This window comes from Streptomyces montanisoli, assembly GCF_017813245.1.
Taxonomy (GTDB): Bacteria; Actinomycetota; Actinomycetes; order Streptomycetales; family Streptomycetaceae; genus Streptomyces; species Streptomyces montanisoli.
Window position 1 is genome coordinate 1 of the sequence record NZ_JAGIQL010000274.1, and the last position, 5,156, is coordinate 5,156.

Annotated in this window: 3 protein-coding genes; all 3 read left to right on the top strand. The window is 75.4% G+C overall.

Annotated features, from left to right (window positions below; genetic code table 11):
• Positions 1-1,884: UrvD/REP family ATP-dependent DNA helicase (locus JFN87_RS31930; RefSeq protein WP_209345822.1), on the top strand; the 1,884-nt coding region annotated here is incomplete at its 5' end.
• A gap of 109 nt (positions 1,885-1,993) precedes the next feature.
• Positions 1,994-2,365, top strand: a complete 372-nt coding sequence (locus JFN87_RS31935; RefSeq protein ID WP_209345824.1) for an AQJ64_40280 family protein — start codon at positions 1,994-1,996, stop codon at positions 2,363-2,365.
• Between the two features lie 78 nt (positions 2,366-2,443).
• Positions 2,444-5,156, top strand: a 2,713-nt coding sequence (locus JFN87_RS31940; RefSeq protein ID WP_307865673.1) for an ATP-dependent helicase, incomplete at its 3' end; no start/stop codon positions are given.

Consider the following 5,156-nt stretch of genomic DNA (forward strand, 5'->3'; position numbering starts at 1 on the left):
CCCGCCGACGCGGCGCTGCCCGTCGACGTCGCGCTCGCGTTGCTCGGCTCGCCGCTCGGCGGCATGGACGCGGCCGATCTGCGCCGCCTCGGGCGCGCTCTGCGTGACGACGAGCGGCGCGCGGGCGAGCGGCTGCCGCCGCCGTCCGACGTGCTGCTCGCGCGCGCCCTCGCCGAGCCCGAGCGGCTCGTCACGCACGATCCCGCCTACGCGCGCGGCGCGCAGCGCCTCGGCGACCTGCTGCGCAAGACCCGCGAGCTCCTCGAAGGCGGCGGCACCGCCGAGGAGGCCCTGTGGGCGCTGTGGGACGGCACGCCCTGGCCGGGACGGCTGGAGCGCGCGGCCCTGCGCGGCGGCGCGGCGGGCCGCAACGCCGACCGCGACCTCGACGCGGTCTGCGCGCTCTTCGACGCCGCGGCACGCGCCGAGGGACGCACCGGCGGCCGAGGCGTCCTCAACTTCCTCGAAGAGCTGGACGCGCAGGACATCGCCGCCGACACCCTCACCCGCAGGGCCGTGCGCCCCGAAGCCGTCAGCCTGATGACCGCGCACCGCTCGAAGGGCCTGGAGTGGCGCCTCGTCGTCGTCGCGGGCGTGCAGGAAGGCCTCTGGCCCGACCTGCGCCGCCGCGGCTCCCTGCTGGAGGCGGACCGCATCGGCCGCGACGGCCTGGCCGAGCCGCTCACCCCGGGCGCGCTGCTGACCGAGGAGCGCAGGCTCTTCTACGTCGCGGCCACGCGCGCCCGCGACCGGCTCGTCGTCACGGCCGTCAAGTCCGCCGCGGACGACGGCGACCAGCCGTCCCGCTTCCTGACCGAACTCGGCGTCGAACCGCGCGACATCACGGCGAGGCCCCGCCGCCCGCTCGCCGTCGCGCCGCTGGTCGCGGAGTTGCGGGCCACGACCGTCGACCCGGACGCGAGCCCCGCGCTCAGGGACGCGGCCGCGCGGCGCCTCGCGCGTCTCGCGGCGCTCACCGACGAGGAGGGCACGCCGCTCGTCCCCGCCGCACACCCCGACAGCTGGTGGGGCCTGTACGAGCCGACGCTCAGCGCGGTGCCGCTGCGCGACAGGGCGCTGCCCGTCGCGATGTCGGGCAGCGCGCTCGACCAGCTCGCCAACACCTGCGCGCTCCAGTGGTTCCTGGGGCGCGAGGTGAAGGCCGACGCGCCCGCGACCACGGCCCAGGGCTTCGGCAACGTGCTGCACGTACTCGCGGACGAGGTCGCGTCCGGACGGACGCCCGCGGACCTCGCCGTCCTGATGGAGCGGCTCGACACCGTCTGGGACGGCCTCGCCTTCGACGCGCCCTGGAAGTCGGCGCAGGAGAAGGACCAGGCGCGCGCGGCGCTCGAACGCTTCCTGCGCTGGCACGTCACGGACCGTGGCGGACGGCAGGCCGTCGCCACGGAGCACGAGTTCGACGTGACCATCGGGGCGGGGGAGTACGAGGTGCGCGTGAGGGGCTCCATGGACCGCGTGGAGAAGGACGGCGAGGGGCGCGCGTACGTCGTCGACTTCAAGACGGGCAAGCAGGCGCCGACGAAGGACGAGGTGGCGCACCACGCACAGCTCGCCGTGTACCAACTCGCGGTCGGCGAGGGCGCGGTGGACGGCGCGTTCGAGGGCCGCAGGCCGCAGCCGGGCGGCGCGGAACTCGTCCAGCTGCGCCAGCCCGCGCCCGTCAAGGAGGGCGGCGACGCGCTGCCGAGGATCCAGCCGCAGGAGCCGCCGTCCGGCGACTGGGCGCCGAGGCTGCTGGCGGAGGCGGCGGGCCGCGTCCTGGACGAACGCTTCACCCCCACGCCGGGCGCGCACTGCACGCACTGCGCGTTCCGCGCGTCGTGCAGCGCGCTCCCGGAGGGCCGCCAGGTGGTCGATTGAGCCGTCCTCGCTCGGCTCGGGCGAAACGCGTCAGTGTCAGGGGAGAGGGGAGACAGGGGGAGAGGGGAGGAGAAGGAAGGTGCACAGTGCCTGAGCAAGGGTGGAGCTGATGAATCCGAACACCGTGGTCACGTGGGTCGACGCACGCGAGAGGCTGCCGAAGCCGGGTATGCCGGTGGCCGCGGCCATCACGGGCCGGTATCCGGCCGAGCCCGGCACGACACCGCCCGGCGAGGAGTTCTGGCTGGTGATGCCGATGGTCTTCACGGACCGGCATTTCGCCGATGACGGGACGGAGCACAGGGACTGCTTCTTCGACTCCGACGGCGTCGTCCGCCTGCCCTACGGCATGGACAGCGAGGAGACCGTGACGCACTGGGCCGCGCTGCCCACCCTGCCGGGCGGCACGACGCACCACGTCCTCGGGGAGGACGTGCGGCCGGCCCTGCGGAACGCGTGGGGCGCGGGTTCCGTCGTCTGACCCCGCGGCCGGGGCGGACGCCCGCGGCCGGCGGGTGACGCCCGCGGCGGTGTCAGTGGCGGCGGTTAGCCTCCTTGGGTGGCCGCGCGTATCAGCGATCCCGAGCAGCTCAAGGAGCTCCTCGGCATCCCCTTCACCCCCGAGCAGACGGCGTGCGTCGTCGCGCCGCCCGCGCCGCAGGTGATCGTGGCGGGCGCGGGGTCAGGCAAGACCACCGTCATGGCCGCGCGCGTGGTCTGGCTCGTCGGGACCGGGCAGGTGGCGCCCGAGCAGGTGCTCGGGCTCACGTTCACCAACAAGGCCGCGGGCGAGCTCGCCGAGCGCGTGCGCACCGCGCTCGTACGGGCCGGCGTCCTCGACCCGGACGGGATCGACCCCGACGCCCCTGCGGGCGAGCCGCGCATCTCGACGTACCACGCCTTCGCCGGGCAGCTCCTCACCGACCACGGCCTGCGCATCGGGCTCGAACCCTCGTCGCGGCTGCTCGCCGACGCCACCCGATTCCAGCTCGCCGCGCGTGTGCTGCGCGAAGCCCCCGGTCCCTACCCCGCGCTCACCAAGACCCTGCCGACGCTCGTCAGCGACCTCCTCGCGCTGGACGCGGAGCTCGCCGAGCACCTCGTACGCCCCGACCGCCTCGACGCGTACGACGCGCGCCTGCTCGACACGCTCGCCGCCACCCGCCTCACCAACGCCGACCTGCGCAAGGTCCCCGAGACCGCGACGGCGAGGCGCGAGCTCACCGACCTCGTGGGTCGCTACCGCGCCGCCAAACGCGCCCGCGACCTCCTCGACTTCGGCGACCAGATCGCCCTCTCCGCCGAACTCGCCCTCACCCGCCCCGAGGTCGGCGCGATGCTCCGCGAGGAGTTCAGGATCGTCCTGCTCGACGAGTACCAGGACACGTCCGTCGCCCAGCGCCGCCTCCTCGCGGGCCTCTTCGGCGGCGGCACGGGACACGCGGTGACCGCGGTCGGCGACCCCTGCCAGGCCATCTACGGCTGGCGCGGCGCCTCCGTCGCCAACCTCGACGACTTCCCCGCCCACTTCCCGCACGCCGACGGCACGCCGGCCGCCCGCTTCTCGCTCAGCGAGAACCGCCGCAGCGGCGGCCGCCTCCTCGACCTCGCCAACGGGCTCGCCGCCCCCCTGCGCGCCATGCACGAGGGCGTGGAGGCGCTGCGCCCCGCGCCCGGCGCCGAAGGCGACGGCACCGTGCGCTGTGCGCTCCTCGGCACGCACGCCGAGGAGATCGAGTGGCTCGCCGACTCCCTCGGCCACCTGGTGCGCACGGGCAAGGAGCCCGGCGAGATCGCCGTCCTGTGCCGCACGGCCGGCGACTTCGCGGCCATCCAGGGCGCCCTCGTCGCGCGCGACGTGCCGGTGGAGGTCGTCGGCCTCTCCGGGCTCATCCACCTCCCCGAGGTGGCCGACCTGATCGCCGTCTGCGAGGTGCTGCAGGACCCGGGCGCCAACGCCTCCCTCGTCCGGCTGCTGACTGGGCCGCGCTGGCGCATCGGCCCCCGCGACCTCGCGCTGCTCGGCCGCCGCGCCCGGCTGCTCGTGCGCACGGCTGCCGGGGGCGCGGACGGGGACGGCGACGCCGACGCGCGCCTCGCCGCCGCCGTCGAGTCCACCGACCCGTCCGAGGTCATCTCGCTCGCCGACGCGCTCGACACCTTCCTCGACGGCGGCGGCGCGCCGGACGACGGCCTGCCGTTCTCGTCCGCCGCGCGCGTCCGCTTCGCGCGCCTCGCCCAGGAGCTGCGCGACCTGCGCAGGTCGCTCGCCGACCCGCTGATGGACGTGCTGCACCGGGTGCTGGCCACGACGGGCCTCGAAGTGGAACTGTCGGCGTCCCCGCAGGCCTTGGCGGCCCGCCGCCGCGAGACGCTCGGCAACTTCCTCGACATGGCGGCGTCCTTCGCCGCGCTCGACGGCGAGGCGGGGCTGCTCGCGTTCCTCGGCTTCCTGCGTACGGCCGCGCAGTACGAGAAGGGCCTGGACAACGCGCTGCCAGGCGGCGAGAACACGGTCAAGGTGCTCACGGCGCACAAGGCGAAGGGCCTGGAGTGGGACGTCGTCGCGGTGCCCGGCCTCGTCACCGGACAGTTCCCGAACACGCGGGCGCGCGAGGCGTGGACGTCGCAGGCGAAGGTGGTGCCGCACGCGCTGCGGGGGGACGGGGAGACGCTGCCGGGGGTGGAGGAGTGGACGGGGAAGGGGGTGAAGGCGTTCAAGGACGCCATGCGGGACCACCAGGAGACGGAGGAACTGCGCCTCGGATACGTCACGTTCACCCGCCCCAGGACGCTGCTCCTCGGCTCCGGCCACTGGTGGGGGCCGAACCAGAAGCGGCCACGCGGCCCGTCGGCGTTCCTGAACGCGCTGCACGACCACTGCGCGCGCGGGTACGGCGAGATCGAGGCGTGGGCCGACGAGCCGGAGCCGGACGCGGAGAACCCGGCGCTGGGCGAGGATGCGGCCACCGGGCAGCCGTGGCCGCTGCCGCTGGACGAGCGGTCGCTGAGCCGGCGCAGGGAGGCGGCGCGCACGGTGCGCACGCACCTCGCCGCGCTCACCGGCGCCGCGCCGGCGGCCCTGCTGACCGAAGCCGGACGACAGTGCAGGGTGGGGCAGCAGCACCGCGTAGCAGCGGGCCGTGAACGGCCACGGGTTGTACCGCCAGGTGCAGCCGTTCCAGCTGGGCAGCGGGCTGGCGAGCACGGCGACGAGCAGTGGCGAGGGGTTGTCGGCCGACGCGCCCTCGGGCAGCACGAGCCAGCCGCGC